The sequence below is a fragment of the Kitasatospora sp. NPDC036934 genome (genome assembly GCF_055608425.1).
This window is the reverse complement of sequence record NZ_JBVJQR010000021.1, coordinates 54,487-72,125: the sequence shown is the minus strand read 5'-3', so window position 1 is coordinate 72,125 and position 17,639 is coordinate 54,487. Positions and strand designations below refer to the sequence as shown.

Below are 17,639 nucleotides of genomic sequence, written 5' to 3'. Positions count from 1 at the left end.
CCGGCGCACCGCCGGAAAGGACGTCACCAGAGCCGGACGGGCAGCTCCAGCAGGCTGTTCACCACCAGCGACGGGCTCGGCCGCAGCTCGCCGTCCGGCACCGCCAGCGACAGCCCGGGGAAGCGCTCGAACAGCGCCGGCAGCGCGATCCCCGCCTCCAGCCGGGCCAGCGGCGAACCCGGGCAGACGTGCGGGCCGTGCCCGAAGGACAGGTGTCGGGTCGGGTCCCGGGTGATGTCGAACAGCTCGGCGGTCACCCCGTGCTGCAGCGGATCCCGCCCGATCGCGTTGTACGAGACCAGCACCGGGTCGCCCGCCGGGATCACCAGCTCGCCGACCTCGATGGGCTCGGCGGCGAAGCGGAACAGGAAGTTGCTGGTCGGCGGCGTCCAGCGGAGCGACTCCTCGACCACCGCGTCCCAGGAGACCTCGCCCGCCCGCACCAGTTCCAACTGGTCCGGGTGCGCCAGCAGGGCCCGCACCGCGTTGCCGATCAGGTTGACCGTGGTCTCGTGGCCGGCCGCGATGATCACCCGCAGGGTGGCCGCCGCCTCCGCGTCGGTGAGCGCCCCGCCCTCGGTGTCCGCCGCCAGCAGGACGCTCGCCAGGTCCTCGCCCGGTGCCGAACGGCGCTGCACCACCAGGCCGTTGACGAAGGCGTTCAATCCGGCGACAGTCGCCTGGATGCCCTCCGGGTCGGGCTTGATGCCGAAGAACCGCTCGTACAGGTCGCGCAGCAGCCCGTGGTCCGACTCCGGGACGCCCAGCAGCGAGCAGATCACCGTCATCGGCAGCGGGAAGGCGAAGGCCGCCTTGAGATCGATCTCCGGCTCCCCGGCGGCCAGGGTGTCCAGCAGCGCGTGGGTGATCTCCTCCACCCGCGGGCGCATCAGCTCGACCCGGCGCGGGGTGAAGGCCTGGGCGACCAGCGCCCGCAGCCGGCGGTGTTCGGCGCCGTCCGTGGTCACCATGCTCGGGCCGGGCACCGCCAGGCCGATCAGCGGCCAGGTCTTCGGCACCTCGCCGCGCTGGTAGGCGGCCCAGTGCCGGGCGTCCTTCACCAGCCGGGGGTCGGTGAGCAGGTCACGCGCGGCCGCGTGGTGGCTCACCGCCCAGGCGGCCACCCCGCCGGGCAGCACCACCGGCACCGCGGGACCGGCGGCCCGCAGCAGGGCGCCCTCGGCGGCGTTGTCGCGGGCCAGCGGGTCGAGGGCGATCGGGGCCGGGGCAGCGGTCATCGGCGGCAACTCTCCTTGACATGGCGGAACTTCGAACGTTTGTGCACGCCCGGTGGATCTTGGCTGGCCCGGCGAAGATCCGCAAGACGCGCGCCTCAGTGGCCGGGGGTGAACGACACCGGCAGCGCGACCAGCCCGCGCACCCAGGCCGAGGGCCGCCACACCAACGCGTGCTCGGCCACCGCCAGCCGGAGGTCAGGCAGCCGGTCCAGCAGCACCTCGATCGCCGTGGTGGCGATCACCTCGGCCGCCTCCTGCGCCGGGAACGGACAGCCGTGCTCGCCGTACGAGTAGCTCATGTGCGCCCGGTTCCCCTCGGCCGGGCGGCCGTCGGGCTGACGCACCAGCGGATCCCCGTTCGCCCCGGCGAAGCCCAGCAGCACCATGTCTCCGGCGGCGATCCGCTGGCCGCCGAGCGAGGTGTCCTGGGTGGCCCAGCGACCGGCGAAGATCTGGACCGGCGTGTCCTCCCAGAGCGCCTCGTTGAGCGCCTGGCTGATGCTGCGCCGACCGCCGGCCAGCGAGGCGGCGAAGCGCTCGTCGGTGAGCATCAGTCGCAGCGCGTTGGAGATCCAGTACGAGCTCGGCTGGTGGCCGGAGATCAGCAGCACCCGGAGGTCGCGCATGACCTCGTCGTGCTCCAGGCCGGCTGGGTGGGCCAGCATCCGCGAGGCCACGTCCTCGCCCGGGACCTCGGCCTTCGTCCGGACCACGTCGAGCATCAGCTCCAGCAGCCGCTGGGCGGCGGCCGGCGCGCCCTGCCCGCCGTCCAGCATGGTGAGCACCGCGTCGACCAGCTCCGGCGCCTGCTCCTCGTCCAGACCGAACACCCGGCAGAGCACCAGCAGCGGCATCAGGTGGGCGTACTCGGTGACCAGATCGGCCTCACCGCGCCCGGCGAATCCGTCGATCAGCCGGTCCGCGATGTCCTCGCTGTGCTTGCGCAGCTCGTACGGGTCGATCCCGGCCAGCGCGTCGGTGACCGCGCGGGACCGTCGGACGTGCTCCTCGCCCTCGGTGTACAGCATCGACGGCACCGGGGCCATCATCGGCTTGAGCGGCCAGTCGGCGGGCAGGGTCTCCCAGGCGTGCCAGCGGCTGGAGTCCCGGCCGAACAGCTGCGGCTGGCCGGTGACCTGCTGCAGCTCGCGGTAGCCGATCACCAGCCAGGCGGGCACCCCACCGGCCAGCTCGACCGGGGCGACCGGGCCGTGCGCGGCGCGCAGCTCGTGGTAGAGCTGGGCCGGGTCGGTCTGGAAGCGCGGGCCGTACAGCGGCGTGGCGCCGACGTGCGCCGGGCAGCCCGGGGGCGGGGTGGCGGCGGGCTGGGTCACGGGGTGCTCTCCTCGTAGATCGCGTCGGGTGCTCCGGTGAGGGCAGCCGTGGCGGGGGCGGTCGACTCGGCGGAGTCGGCCCCGACGGTCGCGGCGGCCACGACGGGAACGGGGGCGGCGGCGGCAGCGACGGGGGCGGGGGCCGGGGCGGCGGGCTCCGCCAGTTCCGCCAGCTCGACCGGGTCGGCCCCGGCCAGGGCGGCCAGGTGGTGGACCAGGGTGATCAGCACCCGCTTGCCGGAGTCGCGGTCGCGGGCGTCGCAGTCCACCAGCGGCACCTCCGGCGGCAGGTCCAGGGCCTCCCGGACCTGCTCCAGGGTGTGGCCGGGCTCGCCGAAGTTGTTGCGGGCCACCACGAACGGGGTGCCGTGGTGCTCCAGCCGGTCGATCGCGTACCAGGAGTCCTCCAGGCGCCGGGTGTCCACCAGGACCACCGCGCCCAGGGCGCCGCTGAACAGCCGGTCCCAGAGGAACCAGAAGCGCTCCTGGCCGGGCGCGCCGAACAGGTAGAGCACCTGCCGCTCGGACAGGGTGATCCGGCCGAAGTCGAAGGCGACCGTGGTGGAGCGCTTGCCCCAGCTGCCGGCCGGATCGATGCCCTCCCCCGCCCGGGTCATCACCTCCTCGGTGTTCAGCGGGCGGATCTCGCTGACCGAGCCGACCAGGGTGGTCTTGCCCACCCCGAAGCCGCCGACCACGACGATCTTGAGCGCGTTGTCGGCGGTCGCCCGCAGCGGGGTGCGCGCTGCGGGCCGGACGTCCTGGAGGTCAGAGCCGTTGGAGGCCATGCAGCACCTGCTTCAGCGTGTCGAGATCGGGCAGCCGGGCCTTGTTCGGCGCGAACCTGGGGTGGCGGGCGGTGACCGCCCCGGACTCCAGCAGGTCCCCGAGCAGGATCTTCACCACCGAGATCGGCAGCGACAGCTCCGCCGCCACCTCCACGACGGCGGTCGGCGCCTCGCACATCCCGAGGATCCGGGCGTGCTCCGACTGCATCCCCGGCGCCGGCTGCCGCTCCGCGACGATCAGGGTGACCAGGTCGAAGGCGTTCTCCGGGGCGCGGCTGCGGCCCCCGGTGATGGTGTAGAGGCGGTCCGGGTCGTCGTCCCGGCCCGGCAGCACCGGCCCTGCGTTCATATCCCGGCGCTCTCGCGCGCGGCCCCGTCGGCGTCCGCTTCCGCGTCCCGGGCGGGCGCGCTGAGGTGGATGCCGATCTGCTCGATCAGGCCGTGCATGTTGTGGCCGACCACGCCCACGTCCGCGTCGTCGTCCGTGACCACCGCGAGGTGGGCGCCCTCACCGGCCGCCACGATGCACAGGATGCCGCCGTGGAACTCGGTCATCGACTGCCGCACTCCACCGCTGCCGTCGCCGAACTCGATCGAGGCGCCGTGCGCCAGGCTCTGCAGTCCGGAGGCGATCGCGGACAGCTGGTCGGCCTGGTCGGCGCTCAGCCCGGCGGTGTGGCAGAGCTTCAGGCCGTCGGCGGAGAGCACCAGGGCGTGCCGGGTACCGGGGGTTGCCGCCAGCAGGTTTTCCAACAGCCAGTCGAGGTCGCGGTCGGTGGCGCTGCTCATCAGGAGTCCTTCTCGGTGACAGGGGAAGCGTCGGGCGTGGTGTCGGCTGCCGTGGCCGGCGCCGGCCCGGGGGCGGGCAGCACCGGCTGGGCGGCCCGGCGGAAGGCGCCGAACCGGGCGGCGGCACGCGCCGCGTCGGTCCGTACGGGCTTCGCGGCGGGGGTCGCCGCCGCGGTGGTGGCCAGCGTCTGCCCACGGCGGCGCTGCGGCAGGCCGCTGTCGGTCATCGGGGCGGTTGCGGCCGGGCCCGGGGTGGGGACGGCGGGCGCCGGGACCGCCCGGGCTGCGGGGACGGCGCTCGGCGCGACGGACCCGGCCGCGGTGGCCGTGGAGGTGTTGGGCGCGGGCGGCAGTGAAGCGGGCGCCGGGCGGGCGGGGCTGAGCGCCGGGCGTACGGACTCCACGGCGGGCGCGGGTGCCTGGGCGGGCGCCGGTGCCGGGGTCGCGTGGGTGACCAGTTGCTGCGGGATCAGCATCACCACGCCGGTGCCACCGCGCGCGGACGGCCGGAAGGAGATCTGCAGCCCGTGCTTGCGCGCCAGCACGCCGACCACCGCGAGGCCCAGCCGGGTGCCGGCGGACAGCGTGGCGAGGTCCAGCGGCTCGGCGGACACCGCGCGTTCGGCCCGGCGCAGCCAACTGTCGCCCAGGCCCAGGCCGCTGTCCTCGACGGTGACCACCAGGCCGGCCGGCACCTCCTCGACGTAGACGTGCACCTCGGCCGGCGGGGCGGAGAAGTTGGTGGCGTTGTCCAGCAGTTCGGCCAGCGCGTGCATCACGCCCTCGGCGGCGAAGCCGGCCACCGCCGCGGTGCTGGCGTTGTGCAGCCGCACCCGCTGGTAGGCGCCGATCCGGCCGAGCGCACCGCGCAGCACCGACTCCACCGCGATCGGCTTGGCCCACCGGCGGCCGGAACGGGCCCCGGTGAGCACCGCGATGCCGTCCGCCATCCGGCCCGCCTGGGCGGTCGAGTGGTCCAGCCGCAGCAGATCGCCGAGGACCTCCTCGTCGTGCCGGTGCTGCATCTCGCGCAGTTCCGCGTGCATGCTCGTGGCCAGCGCCTGGACCCGGCCGGCGGCGGTCGCGCAGACCGCCAGCGCGGCGGCCCGCAGCCGCTCACCGCGGCCGACCTCCTCGCCGACGGCGCGCAGCAGGGCGTACTGGGGGTGCTTGCGGTGCGCGGACAGCGCACTGTCCACGGACGCGCCCCCGCGCAGCTTCTTCACCACCTCGGGCAGCACGCCCTCGGGGATCCGCTCCAGCTCGGCCCGCTCGACGGCAGCCCGCTCGCGCTCCGCCGCGGTCTCGGCCCGCTCGGCGGCCAGCTCGGCCGCCAGCCGGGCCAGCTCGGCGTGCGCGGCGGTGACGTCGGCCTCGACCCGGGCCTGTTCGGCGCGGGCGGCGTCCCGTTCGGTGAGCGCGGCGGCGGCCCGGTCCAGGGCGGCCGTCTCGGCCTGCCGGGCGGTGCCGGCGGCGACCAGCGCGGCCCGGGTCTCCTCGTGCTGGGCGGCCAGGTCCTCGGTCAGCCGCCGGGCGCGCTCGGCGCCGGTCGCGGCCTGGCCGACCGCGATCAGCCAGAGCACCGCCACGGCCCCCACCGCGAGGGCGGTGAGCGGCTGGTGCGCACCCAGGGCCCGGCCGATGCCGACCGGCGCGGCGACCAGCGCCAGCAGGACGGCGGCCCCGGTCAGGGCGACGGTGCGCGGCGCGGGGCGGCGGCGCGGCCGACCGTCGGGGCTGGTGGCTTCTCTCATCGGTACGGTCCTCGGCAACGTCGGCGGGCGGCGGCGCGGGCGGCCGGCGACGGCTGCGGCCGCCGACAGCTGGTCGGGCGCATACCAAGACCGCCCGGTGGCGTCGCGAAACGTCTCCGGGCGGCTGATCGGTTCACGCTTTCGGCCGATCATATCGATTCAGACATTGGCCTCAACCCGCTAGTTGACGGCCAATCTCCTTCATTCACGCCGACTACACCGCACCGCGACACCTTCCACCCCACCGGACGCCGCGGCCCGGGCCAGTCCGGGCTCCACCGCCCCCACGTCGCGTCGGCGAACCGTCCGACCATCGCCCAGGCCCAAGCGTCAACCCTGATCGGCAACTTCGGACTACTCGAACCGCCGCGCCAGCGCCTCCTCGAACGTCCCCCGCCCCACCGCCCGCTCCGGCGTCGTCAGCCCGCCCGCCCGCAGGGCCCGGCCGGCCGCCCCCGGGATCCCCAGCGGCAGCAGCACGCGCCGCCGGCCCGCCGCCCGCAGGTACGCCTCGGCCAGCTCCCGGTACGACCGCACCCGCGGCCCGCCCACCTCCGGAGCGAACCCGGCCGGCTCCCGCCCCACCAGTTCCACGACCGCCGCCGCCACCTCCCGGACCTCCACCGGCTGGATCCGGGCACCGTTCACCACCGGGAACACCGGCAGCCTCGCGCTCAGGTCGAAGGCCTTCAGCACCAGGTCGTGGAACTGCGTCGCCCGCAGCACCGTCCACCCCAGCCCCGACTCCCGCACCACCCGCTCACAGCCGAGCTTCGCCCGGTAGTACGCGATCGGCACCCGGTCGATCCCCACGATCGACACGTACACCAGGTGCCGCACCCCGGCCTGCCGGGCCTCCGCCACCAGCCGCCCGACCGCCGCCACGTCCTTCCTCCCCTGCGTGGTCGCGCAGTCCACCACGGTCTCCACCCCGGCGACCGCCGCCGCGACCCCCGCCCCGGTCACCAGGTCCCCGACCACCCACTCGACCCCGTCACCCGCCGCCCGCGCCCGCCGGCTCAAGGCCCGCACCGCCACCCCGCGCGCCACCAACAGCCGCACCACCTCCCGCCCCAGCGTCCCCGTCGCCCCGGTCACCAGCACCGTCCCCATCACCGCACCACGCCTCTCCCGAATCCCGAACCGCCGACACCGGCTACGGACCGGACACCGCCCGCATTCGTGACATCGGCCCCTCCCGGAAACGCGCAGAAGCGGGGCGAGGACCGTGAAGTCCTCGCCCCGCTTCAGGGATTCACCTCAGCAGGTGAACACCGGGGTCGTCAGCTGCAGCCGCTGGTGGAGCCGCAGCCCTCGCAGAGGTAGCAGCTGCCGGCGCGGCGCATCTTGGTGCCGCAGGAGAAGCAGAGCGGCGCGTCGGCGTTGAGGCCGAGCTGGATCTCCATCAGCTCCGTGGAGTTGTGGGCCTGCTTCGGAGCCGCCTTGGACGCCTCGACGGCCGGGGCCGGGGCGGGGGCCGGCTTGGCGGCGGCCACCGGAGCGGACTGGGCGAGCGACTCGGTGTCGATCTCCTCGGCCTCCAGCGGCTCGTAGGAGCCCGTCTCCAGGTGGCGGGTGCGCTCCTCGACGGAGTGGATGCCGAGCGCCGAGCGCGTCTCGAACGGCAGGAAGTCCAGCGCCAGGCGGCGGAAGATGTAGTCGACGATCGACTGGGCCATCCGCACGTCCGGGTCGTCGGTCAGACCGGCCGGCTCGAAGCGCATGTTGGTGAACTTCGAGACGTAGGTCTCCAGCGGCACGCCGTACTGGAGGCCGACGGAGACGGCGATGGAGAAGGCGTCCATCATGCCCGCGAGGGTCGAGCCCTGCTTGGACATCTTCAGGAAGACCTCGCCGAGGCCGTCGTCCGGGTAGGAGTTGGCAGTCATGTAGCCCTCGGCGCCACCGACCGTGAAGGAGGTGGTGATGCCCGGGCGCCCCTTGGGCAGGCGCTTGCGGACGGGGCGGTACTCGACGACCTTCTCGACCACGGCGGCCGGGGCCTCCTCGGCCTTGGCCTCGTCGCCGGACTTCTTCTTGGCCGAGAGCGGCTGGCCGACCTTGCAGTTGTCGCGGTAGATGGCCAGTGCCTTCACGCCGAGCTTCCAGGCCTCGAAGTAGATCTCCTCGATCTCCTCCACGGTGGCGCTCTCCGGCATGTTCACGGTCTTGGAGATGGCGCCCGAGATCCACGGCTGGATCGCGGCCATCATCCGCACGTGGCCCATGGCCGAGATGACGCGCTCGCCCATGGCGCAGTCGAACACCTCGTAGTGCTCGGTCTTCAGCCCGGGCGCGTCCACCACGTTGCCGTGCTCGGCGATGTGGGCGACGATCGCCTCGGTCTGCTCGTCCTGGTAGCCGAGGCGCTTGAGGGCGCGCGGCACGGTGCCGTTGACGATCTGCATGGAGCCGCCGCCGACGAGCTTCTTGAACTTGACCAGGGCGAGGTCGGGCTCGACGCCGGTGGTGTCGCAGTCCATCATCAGGCCGATGGTGCCGGTCGGGGCGAGGACGGAGGCCTGGGCGTTGCGGAAGCCGTTCTGCTCACCGAGGCGCAGCACGTCCTGCCAGGTCTTGTTGGCCTCGAGCCAGACCGGGGCGTCCATGTCCTCGAAGGAGACGGCGTCCAGGGAGGCGTCGGCGTGCTGCTTCATGACCCGCCGGTGGGCGGCGGAGTTGCGGGCGTAGCCGTCGTACGGGCCGACGACACCGGCGAGTTCGGCGCCGCGGCGGTAGGCGGTGCCGGTCATCAGCGAGGTGATGGCACCGGCCAGGGCGCGGCCGCCCTCGCTGTCGTAGGCGTGGCCGGTGGCCATCAGCAGGGCGCCGAGGTTGGCGTAGCCGATGCCGAGCTGGCGGTAGGCGCGGGTGGTCTCGCCGATCTTCTCGGTCGGGAAGTCGGCGAAGCAGATGGAGATGTCCATCGCGGTGATGACCAGCTCGACGACCTTGGCGAAGGCGGCGGTGTCGAAGGTGTCGTCGTCGCGCAGGAACTTCATCAGGTTCAGCGAGGCGAGGTTGCAGCTGGAGTTGTCCAGGTGCATGTACTCCGAGCACGGGTTGGACGCGTTGATGCGGCCGGATTCGGGGCAGGTGTGCCAGTGGTTGATGGTGGTGTCGTACTGGATTCCGGGGTCGGCGCAGGCCCAGGCGGCCTCGGCCATCTTGCGGAACAGCTTCTTGGCGTCGACGGTCTCGATGACCTCGCCGGTCATCCGGGCGCGCAGGCCGAATTCGGTGCCGTTCTCGACGGCGGTCATGAATTCGTCGTTGACGCGGACCGAGTTGTTGGCGTTCTGGTACTGGACGGACGTGATGTCGTCGCCGCCGAGGTCCATGTCGAAGCCCGCGTCGCGCAGGGCGCGGATCTTCTCCTCCTCCTTCACCTTGGTCTCGATGAAGGCCTCGACGTCCGGGTGGTCGACGTCGAGCACGACCATCTTGGCCGCGCGGCGGGTGGCGCCGCCGGACTTGATGGTGCCGGCCGAGGCGTCGGCGCCGCGCATGAAGGAGACCGGGCCGGAGGCGTTGCCGCCGGAGGAGAGCAGCTCCTTGGAGGAGCGGATGCGGGAGAGGTTGAGGCCGGCGCCGGAGCCGCCCTTGAAGATCATGCCCTCTTCCTTGTACCAGTCGAGGATCGACTCCATGGAGTCGTCGACGGACAGGATGAAGCAGGCGCTGACCTGCTGGGGCTGCTTGGTGCCGACGTTGAACCAGACCGGCGAGTTGAAGCTGAACACCTGGTGGAGGAGGGCGTGGGTCAGCTCGTGCTCGAAGATCTCGGCATCGTCCTTGGTGGCGAAGTAGCCGTGCTTCTCGCCGGCCGCGCGGTAGGTGAGCACCACGCGGTCGATGATCTGCTTGAGGCTCCACTCGCGCTGGGGGGTGCCGACGGCGCCGCGGAAGTACTTGGACGTGACGATGTTGACGGCGTTGACCGACCAGAAGTCGGGGAACTCGACGCCGCGCTGCTCGAAGTTGATCGATCCGTCGCGCCAGTTGGTCATGACGACGTCACGCCGCTCCCAGCGGACCGCGTCGTACGGGTGCACGCCAGGGGTGGTGTGGATGCGCTCCATCCGGAGACCGCCCTTCGGGGCCTTGGCGCCCTTGGCCGCCGTCTTCTCGGACTTCGACCCGCGTGCGGAACCGCTCGTGGTGTCTGTCACTTCTCGCTCCTCCTCCTGGGCAAACGCCCGTAGTGCCCTGAAAAGTCCGGGCACCGCTGGTTCGTTCTTCCGGTGTGCGGGCAGGCGGGGACCCGTCCGCTTGCGCACGGTTCGTAGTGTTCCGTGCCCCGTTTTCGGGCACGCGTGGGCCCACGCGGGGCCGGTGTGGTGCTGACGACCCACGGGGGGCCTGCATTGTGGTTCGGGGGCCGCGAGGGCCCGGCACGCCTCCTAGGGCGCGGCGGCGGGAACGGGCACGCAGGTGCCGTCCGCCTCGGGGGCGGGCCGCTCGGCGCGGAGTTCCGCGATGGCGGCCTCGAAGTCTTCGAGTCCGTCGTACGCCTGGTACACGCTGGCGAAGCGCAGGTAGGCGACCACGTCGAGTTCCTTGAGCGGGCCGAGTATGGCCAGCCCGACCTCGTGGGTGGTCAGCTCGGCGTTGCCGCTGGCGCGCACGCACTCCTCGACCCGCTGGCCGAGCTGGGCGAGCGCGTCCTCGGTGACCGGGCGGCCCTGGCAGGCCTTCCGGACGCCGGTGATGACCTTCTGCCGGGAGAAGGGCTCGGTGACGCCGCTGCGCTTGATGACCATCAGCGCGGCCGTCTCCACGGTGGTGAAACGGCGACCGCAGTCCGGGCACTGTCGACGACGGCGAATACAGCTGCCGTCCTCCGTGGTCCGACTGTCGACGACGCGGCTGTCGGAGTGCCGGCAGAAGGGGCAGTGCACCTGGGGATCCCTCCCTGGCAGGACGTGCGGACCTGTTGAGTCTATGCGATGCGCCCCTGGCCTCGGCAAGCTGATCATGCGACGCGACCACTAGTACTGGGCACGGAGAGGACTCTAGCCACTACATCTAGGTCCCAGAGGGAAGCGGCACCCCTGGCGTGTCGGCGCCGATTAGACTGCCGGAGTCGACATCCGGTCGAACATTTACTCGATGTACAACAAAGCCTTGATCGAGTCAGCCAACTCCCGAATAATTCACTCGAACGTGTGTTTGGCGCAACCTTTCGATAGGAGGTGCGTTGGGCTGGAAAAGGGGAGAGGACAGCCGTCGAGAGGGGCCGCCGTGAACACCGTCGAAACCAACACCATCCCGGTGCAGGAACACTCCCAGTTCAAGGTGGGGCAGCGCACCACGAATCAGCAGAGCGTGGACATCAGCATGGACCGCAGCGAAGACCACCGCCTCTCCGGGCCGGCCGTTTCCACCACGGGCCGAGTCCCCGACCAGCCGATCGAGCACTCCCCCACCATGGACGACACCCACACCTCCCCCGCCCGCTCGATGCCCGGCCGCCCCCCCGGCATCCGGACCGACGAGGCAGGCCTCACCGAGCGCCAGCGCCGGGTGATCGAGGTCATCCGCGACTCCGTCCAGCGCCGCGGCTACCCGCCGTCCATGCGCGAGATCGGCCAGGCCGTCGGCCTGTCCAGCACCTCCTCGGTCGCTCACCAGCTGATGGCCCTGGAGCGCAAGGGCTTCCTCCGCCGGGACCCGCACCGCCCTCGCGCCTACGAGGTCCGCGGCGTCGAGGTGGCCCGCCCCAACACCGCCGAGACGGCCGGGCGCCCCTCCACCTCGTACGTGCCGCTGGTCGGCCGGATCGCCGCAGGTGGACCGATCCTCGCCGAGCAGACCGTCGAGGACGTCTTCCCGCTGCCCCGCCAGCTGGTCGGTGAGGGCGAGCTGTTCGCCCTCACCGTGCGCGGCGACTCGATGATCGAGGCGGCCATCTGCGACGGCGACTGGGTCACCGTGCGCCGCCAGCCGGTCGCCGAGAACGGCGACATCGTGGCCGCGATGATCGACGGCGAGGCCACCGTCAAGCGGCTCAAGCGCGAGGACGGCCGGATCTGGCTGATGCCGCACAACCCGGCGTACGAGCCCATCAACGGCGACAACGCCACCATCCTGGGCAAGGTCGTCGCGGTCCTGCGCCGCCTCTGACGGCAGCGCCCGGCCGCCACCCACCCGCGGCCGCCACTACAACGGGAAGGGGCTCCACCGCGTCGCGGGGAGCCCCTCCGTCGTTCACCGGGCCGCAGCCTCGGCTCCCGGGGCCACAGCCCCCGGACCCTCAGCCCCGCTTCACCACCGGCCGCACCGGCGCCGCCGAGGCGTCGATCGCGGCCAGCGAGCGGCGCACCTGGTTGCGGTCCGTGGTGTACCAGAACTCCGGCATCGAGGACCGGAAGAAGCCCCCGTACCGCTTGGTCTCCACCCGCGGGTCGAGCACCGCCACCACGCCCCGGTCGTCCGCCGCGCGCACCAGCCGGCCCGCGCCCTGCGCCATCAGCAGCGCCGCGTGGGTGGCCGCGACCGCCATGAAGCCGTTCCCGCCGTGCTGTTCGACGTCCTTCTGGCGGGCGCTCATCAGCGGGTCGTCCGGCCGCGGGAAGGGGATCCGGTCCATCACCACCAGCTGGCAGGCCGAGCCGGGCACGTCCACGCCCTGCCAGAGCGAGAGCGTGCCGAACAGGCAGGTGCTCGCGTCCGAGGCGAACTCCCGGATCAACTCGCCCAGGGTGTCCTCCCCCTGGAGCAGGATCCGGTGGTCCAGCCGTTCCCGCATCGCCTCGGCGGCCATCTGAGCCCCGCGCATGGAGGAGAACAGGCCCAGCGTGCGCCCACCGGCCGCCTCGACCAGCTCGGCCAACTCGTCGAGCATGTCCGGCCGTTCGGGGTCGCGCCCGGGGTCGGCGAGGTGCTTGGCGACGTACAGGATGCCCTGCTTGGGGTACTTGAACGGCGAGCCGACGTCGATCCCCCGCCAGTACGGGACGGCGTCCTCCCCGAACCCGGAGCCGGAACCTTCGCCCGCACCGGAGCCGGATTCCGGGTCGTCGCCGGCCGTACGCTCGTCCGGCAGCCTGGTCTCCTTGGGCAGGCCGAGCGAGCCGGCCACCCCGTTGAAGTCACCGCCGAGCTTGAGGGTGGCCGAGGTGAGCACCACCGAGCGCTCCTTGTACAGGCCCTCGCGCAGCAGCCCGGACACGCTCAGCGGCGCGACCCGCAGCGAGGCGGTGCCCAGCCCGTAGCGGTCGCTGCGCTCGATCCAGATCACGTCGTACTCGGAGTCCTCCAGCAGCCGCTCGGCGGTCTCGTGCACCGTCTCGGCGGAGGCCATCGCCTGCTTGCGCACGGCGTCCTCGTCGCTGAGGCCCTTGTCCCGGGTCTCGCCGAGCGAGGTGATCACCTGCCGGGCGGCGTCCCGGATGGCGGTGACGGCGTAGGCCAGGTACTCCGGGAGCTCCTCGACCCGGCCGGGCTGGGCGGTCTCCATCAGGCCGTGGTAGTTCTCGGCGGCGGCCTGCAGCAGGTCGACGGCCTTCTCGTTGGCCAGCCGGGCGGCCCGCTTCACGGCCCGGTTGACGGCGCCGACGGTCAGTTCGGCGGTGGCCGCGCCGGTGACCCGGTTGACCAGCTCGTGCGCCTCGTCCACGATCAGCAGCCCGTGCTCGGGCAGCACCGGCGCGCCCTCGATGGCGTCGATCGCCAGCATCGCGTGGTTGGTGACGACGACGTCGGCGAGCTTGGCGCGCTCCCGGGCCTTCTCCGCGAAGCACTCCTGGCCGTAGGCGCAGCGGGTCGCGCCCAGGCACTCCTTGGAGGTGACCGACAGCTGTGCCCAGGCCTTGTCGGAGACGCCGGGGCTCATGTCGTCGCGGTCGCCGGTCTCGGTCTCGTCGGCCCAGTCGCGCAGCCGGAGCACCTCCTGCCCGAGCTTGCCGGCGGGGCCGCCGAGCGCGTCCACCGGGTCGAACAGGCCCTCGCCCTCGTCGCTCGGGGTGCCCTCGTTGGCCCGGTGCAGGCAGAGGTAGTTGGAGCGGCCCTTGAGCATCGCGTACAGCGGCCGGCGGCGCAGCACCGGGTGCAGCGCCTCGACGGTGCGCGGCAAGTCCCTTTCCACCAGCTGGCGTTGGAGCGCCAGGGTGGCGGTGGCGACCACCACGCGGTCGCCGTGGGCGAGGGCCGGCACCAGGTAGGCGAGGGACTTGCCGGTGCCGGTGCCGGCCTGGACGAGCAGGTGCTCGGCGTGGTCGACGGCGTCGGCGACGGCCTCGGCCATCCGCGCCTGGCCGGGGCGCTCGACACCGCCGACGGCCTCGACCGCGGCGTGCAACAGCTCGGGGATCCGCGAGCGCGGAACGGCGACGGCTTCCTCGGCCTCGTCGCCGAGGTCCGTCGCGGGCTGGGATTCGGAGTCGTTCGTCATGACCCTTCCACCCTACGGGGCGGGGGTGACAATCCGGTCCCGTTGGCCGGGGAGGCCGCCGGGCAGCCGCACCTCCACGCCGACCAGGGCGTTCGGCACCGTGCCGTGCCGGACGGCGTGCGGGCGGTGCGGGCGGTCCTGGTAGCCGTCCATGATCAGCCGGTTGCGGTTGAGGCAGAGCCGGTCGATCCGGGGCCGGAACAGGTCGAACAGCTCGAAGCGTTCGCGCAGCTCGGGGAAGCGGTGCTGGTAGCAGTGGATCTCCGCGCGCAGCAGGGCCCAGAACTCGGTCTCGGCGAGCCCGGCCTGGGCCTCCAGCAGTGGGGCGAGGTAGCGGAAGACGCCGATGAACAGGCCGGAGTGGATGAACTGGCACAGCCCCTGGGGGTCGTCGCGCAGCAGGACGCCGGCCACCTCGGCGGGCAGGTCGCGCAGTTCGGGTAGGTCCTGGTCGCTGAGGTTGACGTCGTCGACGAAGTCCTTGACCGCGAGCCGGGTCGGGGTGCCGCGGTCGTCGAAGACCACGATGGCGTTCTCGCCGTGCGGGGAGAAGACCAGTCCGTAGCGGTAGAGGAAGTGCAGCAGCGGCGGCAGCATCGCGGCGAACAGCCGGCCGGTCCACTCGGCGGGGGTGAGGCCGGAGCGGGCGATCAGCTCGACGGCGAGCGCCCGGCCGTCGGAGCCGGTCTGGAGCAGGGCGGCGAGGGTGCGGGCGCGTTCGTCCCCGGCCAGGAAGGGGCCGAGCGGTTCGCGCCAGATCGCGCCGAGCAGTTCCTTGTACTGGTAGGGCGAGTCGGGCAGCTCCCGGTAGAGCGGGTGGTCGACGGTGACGGAGGCGATCTCGCCGAGCAGGATCACCCGGCAATCGTCCCGCAGGTACGGGTCGGCGTCGCGCAGCCCGTGCAGCCAGGCGGTGACGGCGGGCGCGGCGAGCGTCCGCTCGACCGGCAGTCCGCGCCAGACCAGGGTGTTGAGGATGGACAGCGGCAGTTTGACGGTGCAGCGCTCGGGGTGGGCGGTGTTGAAGAAGGAGCGGATGGACTGCTGGGGCAGCCGTGGGTCGCCGTCCGAGGGCAGCGGGACGATCTCGCCGGAGGCGATCCAGGGCGCGAACAGCGGCAGCACCGTCTCGTCCCACTGCCAGGGGTGGACGGGCAGCAGCAGGTAGTCGTCGGCGTCCGCGCCGAGCGGGGCGCGCAGCGCGTCGACGTCGTCCAGCTCGCGGACGTACAGCTGCTCGGGCCGCTCCAGGCCGGGCACGCCACGGTACTCGGCGAGCCTGCGGTGGACGGCGATCCAGGGCAGCGGGCGCGGGCTGCGGGCCTCCGGGGTCCAGCGGGCGGCGTCGGTGCCGGAGAAGCCGATCCGGCCCTTGCTGGGGACGATCCACGGGTGGCCGCCCTGCCGGCCCTCCAGCGCGGGGTGGTCGAGGTCGGCGAGTTCGGCGGCGGTGAGCGCGGTGGCGAGCTGGCGGGCGTCGGCGGTGAGGGTGACGGAGAGTTCGCGGAGCAGGTGGGCGGTGGTCTCGCCGCGCAGCCCGAGGGCCTCCCGGGCGTACGGGAGGAAGCGCAGCGGGTCCAGGCCGTCCGGGCGGGAGCAGCGGATCGAGTCCGGGTCGACCTGCCAGCCGTCGTAGGCGCCGCGCCGGGCGGCGAAGCGGTACTCGGCCTCGGGCAGCTTCAGCAGGTACTCGCCGTCGAGGGCGCCGGGAACGGGCCGGAGCAGGTCCTCGTAGGCGAACTCGCCGAGCATCTTGGCCAGCAGGGCGCGGCCGGCCCGCTGCCAGTGCCCGGCGGTGAGGTGCGGGGGCAGGTAGAGCGGTTCGGCGGGCTCAGCGGCCGACGGTTGCGGCACGGGTCAGCTCCTGGGGACGGGGGACGACGGGGGTCTGCTCGGGGGTGGCGCTGTGCGGACTGTGCTGACTGTGCTGACCGTCCGGAACATTCACGGTTTTCGGAATGTTCGGAAGATTATTGGAGGACACGGAAGACGCCGGCGGCGCGAAGCCGGTCCAGGCGGTGCGATCGGGCAACCGGTGGACGGTCCGGCCGGTGACGGCGTTGAGGATCACCGCAGCCCGGTGGGCGCCGAGGCCGAGGTCGGGCGTGCCGACGCCGTGGGTGTGGAGCTCGGCGTTCTGGACGTACAGGCCGCCGGTGAGTTCGGGCCGGGTGGCGACCCGGTGGTCCAGGTCGACCCGGTAGCGCCCGGACTCGTCCCAGTCGATCAGCCGGGCGAGCGGTTCGAGGGCGGCCGGGCGGGCGGCCCGGTAGCCGGTGGCGAGCACCACGGCGTCGGTGCGCAGCACGTGCTCGGCGCCGGAGTCGGTGTGCCGGCAGCGCAGTTCGAGGCCGCCGCAGGGGCCGGGGCGGGCCTCGGTGACGGCGGTGCCGGGGGCGATCTCGACCGGGGCGCTGTCGATCGGGCGGCCGATGGTGCGCTCGTAGAGGTGGTCGTGGATCTCGGCGAGGGTCTCCGCGCTGGCGGCCTTGTGCAGCTGCCACTGGGCGCCGACCAGGGCGTCCCGGACGGGCCCGGGCAGGCCGTGGAAGTAGCGGGTGTAGTCGGGGGTGAAGTGTTCCAGGCCGAGCTTGGAGTACTCCATGGGCGCGAGGGCCCTGGTGCGGGTGAGCCAGCGCAGCCGGATGCCGTCGCCCTCGTGGCGGCGGAGCAGGTCGAGGAAGACCTCGGCGCCGGACTGTCCGCTGCCGATCACGGTGATGTCCCGGGCGCCGGTCAGGTCCTCGCGGCGGTCCAGGTACTCGGCGGAGTGGAAGGCCCGCGGGTGGTCGGCGAGGGCGGCGAAGGCCTCGGGCAGCACGGGCCGGGTGCCGACGCCGAGCGCGAGGTTGCGGGCCCGTACGGTGCTGCGCCGCCCGGTCGCGGTGTCGGTCAGTTCGGCCCGGAACAGCGGGCCGTCCCGGTGCAGGGCGGTGACCTCGGTGCCGAAGCGGCAGTTGGGCAGCCGGTCGGCGGCCCAGCGGCAGTAGTGGTCGTACTCCCGGCGGGGCAGCTGGAAGCGTTCGGCGAAGTAGAACGGGAACAGCCGGTCCTGGGCGCGCAGGTAGTTGAGGAAGGACCACGGGTTGGTCGGGTCCACCAGCGAGACCAGGTCGGCGAGGAAGGGCACCTGCATCCGGGCGCCGTCGACCAGCATGCCGTGGTGCCAGCGGAATTCGGGGCGCTGGTCGCAGAAGAGCGTGCTCAGGCCGGGTACGGGCTCGGCGAGGGCGGCGAGCGAGAGGTTGAACGGGCCGATGCCGACGCCCAGCAGGTCGTACGGCGGGTCGTGCGGCGGGTCGTGCGGCCCGGGGTGCGAAGGGGGTGTCGAGGTGTCCACA

At 72.9% G+C, this 17,639-nt stretch carries 13 protein-coding genes; 1 reads left to right on the top strand and 12 read right to left on the bottom strand.

Going from position 1 to position 17,639, the window contains the following annotated elements; genetic code table 11:
* Positions 1–23 precede the first annotated feature (23 nt).
* The 9 genes from ACZ7BZ_RS28185 to nrdR all read right to left on the bottom strand — a co-directional run bounded on the left by ACZ7BZ_RS28185 (position 24) and on the right by nrdR (position 10,804).
* The gene (locus ACZ7BZ_RS28185) at positions 24–1,238 is read right to left on the bottom strand and encodes a cytochrome P450 family protein (protein WP_470360781.1); all 1,215 of its coding nucleotides are present in this window, start codon (positions 1,236–1,238) and stop codon (positions 24–26) included.
* A gap of 95 nt (positions 1,239–1,333) precedes the next feature.
* Positions 1,334–2,572, bottom strand: a complete 1,239-nt coding sequence (locus tag ACZ7BZ_RS28180; protein ID WP_470360780.1) for a cytochrome P450 — start codon at positions 2,570–2,572, stop codon at positions 1,334–1,336.
* Positions 2,569–3,360 carry a GTP-binding protein gene (locus ACZ7BZ_RS28175; protein WP_470360779.1) on the bottom strand — a complete coding sequence of 264 codons (792 nt, stop codon included), beginning with the start codon at positions 3,358–3,360 and terminating at the stop codon, positions 2,569–2,571. Before ACZ7BZ_RS28175 ends, ACZ7BZ_RS28180 begins: the two co-directional genes overlap by 4 nt.
* Positions 3,341–3,709 (bottom strand): DUF742 domain-containing protein, encoded by a 369-nt coding sequence (locus ACZ7BZ_RS28170; RefSeq protein WP_380454791.1) that lies wholly within the window; start codon positions 3,707–3,709, stop codon positions 3,341–3,343. The genes ACZ7BZ_RS28175 and ACZ7BZ_RS28170 overlap by 20 nt, the downstream gene beginning before the upstream one ends.
* A complete protein-coding gene (locus ACZ7BZ_RS28165; protein WP_380454793.1) occupies positions 3,706–4,149 on the bottom strand; it encodes a roadblock/LC7 domain-containing protein in 444 nt (147 codons plus the stop codon). The genes ACZ7BZ_RS28170 and ACZ7BZ_RS28165 overlap by 4 nt, the downstream gene beginning before the upstream one ends.
* A complete protein-coding gene (locus ACZ7BZ_RS28160) occupies positions 4,149–5,903 on the bottom strand; it encodes a sensor histidine kinase (RefSeq protein ID WP_470360778.1) in 1,755 nt (584 codons plus the stop codon). The genes ACZ7BZ_RS28165 and ACZ7BZ_RS28160 overlap by 1 nt, the downstream gene beginning before the upstream one ends.
* 354 nt (positions 5,904–6,257) lie before the next feature.
* The gene (locus tag ACZ7BZ_RS28155; protein ID WP_470360777.1) at positions 6,258–7,001 is read right to left on the bottom strand and encodes an SDR family oxidoreductase; all 744 of its coding nucleotides are present in this window, start codon (positions 6,999–7,001) and stop codon (positions 6,258–6,260) included.
* Positions 7,002–7,186: 185 nt separating this feature from the next.
* Positions 7,187–10,075: a vitamin B12-dependent ribonucleotide reductase gene (locus tag ACZ7BZ_RS28150; protein WP_470360776.1), complete on the bottom strand. Its 2,889-nt coding sequence runs from the start codon at positions 10,073–10,075 to the stop codon at positions 7,187–7,189.
* A 231-nt stretch (positions 10,076–10,306) separates the two neighbouring features.
* A complete protein-coding gene (gene nrdR / locus ACZ7BZ_RS28145; RefSeq protein ID WP_380454801.1) occupies positions 10,307–10,804 on the bottom strand; it encodes a transcriptional regulator NrdR in 498 nt (165 codons plus the stop codon).
* 529 nt (positions 10,805–11,333) lie between these two features.
* On the opposite strand from nrdR, the gene lexA reads away from it, so the two are divergent.
* Positions 11,334–12,029 (top strand): transcriptional repressor LexA, encoded by a 696-nt coding sequence (gene lexA / locus ACZ7BZ_RS28140; protein ID WP_380454855.1) that lies wholly within the window; start codon positions 11,334–11,336, stop codon positions 12,027–12,029.
* Between the two features lie 130 nt (positions 12,030–12,159).
* Here lexA and ACZ7BZ_RS28135 read toward each other — a convergent pair whose 3' ends face one another.
* From ACZ7BZ_RS28135 to ACZ7BZ_RS28125, 3 genes are read right to left on the bottom strand one after another with little or no spacing between them, the layout of a single operon-like run.
* On the bottom strand, positions 12,160–14,298 hold the full coding sequence (locus ACZ7BZ_RS28135; RefSeq protein ID WP_470360775.1) for an ATP-dependent DNA helicase: 2,139 nt from the start codon (positions 14,296–14,298) through the stop codon (positions 12,160–12,162).
* 12 nt (positions 14,299–14,310) lie between these two features.
* Entirely contained in the window at positions 14,311–16,152 is a 1,842-nt protein-coding gene (locus tag ACZ7BZ_RS28130) for an IucA/IucC family protein (protein WP_470360774.1), read from the bottom strand.
* Complete coding sequence (locus ACZ7BZ_RS28125) at positions 16,130–17,638, bottom strand: lysine N(6)-hydroxylase/L-ornithine N(5)-oxygenase family protein (protein WP_470360773.1); 1,509 nt, start codon at positions 17,636–17,638, stop codon at positions 16,130–16,132. The genes ACZ7BZ_RS28130 and ACZ7BZ_RS28125 overlap by 23 nt, the downstream gene beginning before the upstream one ends.
* Position 17,639: the final 1 nt, after the last annotated feature.

Excerpts from the sequence above, each read along its gene's own strand:
- ACZ7BZ_RS28160 (WP_470360778.1), bottom strand. The coding sequence starts at position 5,903 with ATGAGAGAAGCCACCAGCCCCGACGGTCGGCCGCGCCGCCGCCCCGCG.
- ACZ7BZ_RS28185 (WP_470360781.1), bottom strand. The coding sequence starts at position 1,238 with ATGACCGCTGCCCCGGCCCCGATCGCCCTCGACCCGCTGGCCCGCGAC.
- lexA (WP_380454855.1), top strand. The coding sequence starts at position 11,334 with ATGGACGACACCCACACCTCCCCCGCCCGCTCGATGCCCGGCCGCCCC.
- ACZ7BZ_RS28135 (WP_470360775.1), bottom strand. The coding sequence starts at position 14,298 with ATGACGAACGACTCCGAATCCCAGCCCGCGACGGACCTCGGCGACGAG.
- ACZ7BZ_RS28165 (WP_380454793.1), bottom strand. The coding sequence starts at position 4,149 with ATGAGCAGCGCCACCGACCGCGACCTCGACTGGCTGTTGGAAAACCTG.
- ACZ7BZ_RS28175 (WP_470360779.1), bottom strand. The coding sequence starts at position 3,360 with ATGGCCTCCAACGGCTCTGACCTCCAGGACGTCCGGCCCGCAGCGCGC.
- ACZ7BZ_RS28170 (WP_380454791.1), bottom strand. The coding sequence starts at position 3,709 with ATGAACGCAGGGCCGGTGCTGCCGGGCCGGGACGACGACCCGGACCGC.